The organism is Vibrio sp. V08_P9A1T1 (assembly GCF_963874405.1).
Lineage (GTDB): Bacteria > Pseudomonadota > Gammaproteobacteria > Enterobacterales > Vibrionaceae > Vibrio > Vibrio anguillarum.
This window is the reverse complement of the sequence record NZ_CAWNIB010000218.1, coordinates 1-2,512: the sequence shown is the minus strand read 5'-3', so window position 1 is coordinate 2,512 and position 2,512 is coordinate 1. Positions and strand designations below refer to the sequence as shown.

General features: G+C 41.9%; 2 protein-coding genes. One reads left to right on the top strand and one right to left on the bottom strand.

Annotated elements, in window-relative coordinates:
• Positions 1-798 (top strand): tyrosine--tRNA ligase (gene tyrS / locus AACT21_RS08835; RefSeq protein WP_094164448.1); only part of this gene is annotated, 798 nt, incomplete at its 5' end.
• Positions 799-1,106: 308 nt separating this feature from the next.
• Here the strand turns inward: tyrS and AACT21_RS08830 are convergent.
• Complete coding sequence (locus tag AACT21_RS08830) at positions 1,107-2,300, bottom strand: acetate/propionate family kinase (protein WP_026028183.1); 1,194 nt, start codon at positions 2,298-2,300, stop codon at positions 1,107-1,109.
• Between the last annotated feature and the right edge of the window lie 212 nt (positions 2,301-2,512).

The following is a 2,512-nucleotide window of genomic DNA, read 5'->3' as shown; positions in this document are numbered from 1 at the left end:
GTAAAACAACGATTGCAAAGGCCTGAACAGGGCATTTCATTTACAGAATTTAGTTATAGTTTACTCCAGTCCTATGATTTTTCGGTGCTTAATCGAAACCATGGTTGTTGCTTACAAATTGGTGGTAATGACCAATGGGGAAATATTGTCAGCGGTATTGATTTAACACGTCGTCAGAATGGAGAACAAGTGTTTGGTTTGACCCTACCTTTGATAACGAAATCTGACGGTACTAAATTTGGTAAAACAGAAGGAGGAGCCGTTTGGCTTGACCCTGAAAAAACATCACCGTATATGTTTTATCAGTTTTGGTTATCCACTGAGGATACCGATGTTTATAACCTTCTTCGATACTACACATTTTTAACCTGTGAAGAAATCGATCAGATAGAATGGCAGGATAAGTCAAGCAACGGTAAACCCGAGGCACAAAAGATTCTGGCGCAGAATATGACTCGTTTTGTTCATGGTGAATCAGGGCTACTCAGCGCAGAGCGTATTACACAAGCATTATTCGCAAATAGCCTTGAGAAGCTGAGTTATAGTGAACTCAAACAATTAGAGCTAGATGGTATTCCAAGCATCGAAAGCACTCAACAAGACATTGTAGAATTGTTGGTCGAATCAGGGTTAGCGAAATCAAAACGCATCGCCAGAGAGCTAATTGAAGACAATGCGATTAGTGTAAATGGTGAAAAAATAACACCAGATAATTCACTGCTAGGTTTCCCATTGTTTGATCAATACTGGTTGATTAAGCGCGGTAAGAAGCATTTTGGCTTAGTCAAACGCAAATAAATGAGAAAGAAGTGAAAAAATAAAGGCAATGCGGTTCGGCTCTGTCGTATGAGAGTTGAACGCATTACTTTAAGTATTACAGTGTTTGACTTAGGTAAAAATTAATTAGACGGATCCTGAAAAGGAATGGGGTATAAACAAGTCAACACGAACCTTGTTGATTTGAGGGCACAAAATGAATTGTAGAAGGCAATTTAGTAAGCCATGGGAGTGCCGCCATGCACATCCTTAGCGATGGTCTATCCAACATATGAGTACAAAAAAAGCGAGCACTAAGCTCGCTTTTATCTATTTGATTTTAAATGTAATTATAGCAACTCAACCGACTGTTGAGCGATCACGAATTCTTCGTTAGTTGGTACCACAAGCGCTACTGCATTTAGCATGTCTGATTTTGCGATAATGCCAGCATTACCGAATCGAGCTTGCTCGTTACCTTGCTCATCTTCCACAAAACCAAGAATTTTCAGGTTGCGTAGAATTTCACGACGAATAGGCAATGCGTTTTCGCCAATACCACCGGTAAAAATAATACCGTCGAGCGAATCAAGCGCTGCAAGGTATGATGCGATGTATTTCGCCACACGGTAGGTGAAGACTTGGAAGGCCAATGTAGCGCCTTCATGACCTTGCTCCATGGCTTCTAGAATGCCACGTGCATCGCTGGTTAAACCAGAAACACCCAAGAAACCAGAGGCTTTGTTCAATGAATTAAACACTTGTTCTTGTGTCCACCCCTTCTTCAATAGAAATTCAATGATGCCTGGGTCAAGGTCACCACAGCGAGTGCCCATCATCAAACCGGAAAGCGGTGTAAAACCCATACTGGTATCGACACTCTGACCATCTTTAATTGCGCACACTGACGCACCATTACCAAGGTGAACAGAAATAAAGCTGCTTTCTTCAACTGGCTTGTTGATCATTTTTGCCGCTTCACGGCTCACAAAATAATGGCTGGTTCCGTGGAAACCATAGCGGCGAATACCAAACTCAGTGTATAGCTCTTTTGCAATCGCACCTGTGTAGGCTTTTGCTGGCATGGTTTGGTGGAAAGCGGTATCAAAAACAGCAAACTGCGGTAACTCAGGAAACGCTAGCATTGCCGCGCGCATACCAATCGCGTGTGCTTTATTGTGTAGCGGTGCTAAATCACTAAGCGCTTCAACTTCGTTGACGATTTTTTCGTCTAACTTAACGGTCTTAGTAAACTTCTCGCCACCATGTACTACGCGGTGTCCAATTGCAACGACGTCATCAATCAAGCCGTAGCTTTTCACAAGCTCAACCAGTTTTGCAACCGCCAACAGGTGGTGATTCGCTTCACCTTGAATCGCACAATTGGCTTTTTCTCCGTTAAACTTCCAGCTCATACGGGCATCATCAAGCCCAAAGCATTCACCTAGACCACTCAGTACGGCATCCCCCGTATTTGAATCAATCACCGCAAACTTCAGTGATGAGCTGCCAGAGTTAATAACCAAAACAAACGAGTTCGACATGGGGTAAGTTTCCTGTTTTAGACTAAGTGTTGAAGTATACAACTTCTTGGTTTACGTGACCCTCATTATTCAATAATTTTTTAATCTTTCAACTTTGTTTTAGTTTCAGCATCATGCCAAACGATTTTTTCTTGATCTGAGGCAAGTTATTATTTCTTTTGAAGTGAGAAATATATCAATATTTAAGTCCATCCTGTAGCGCGCAGTAAACG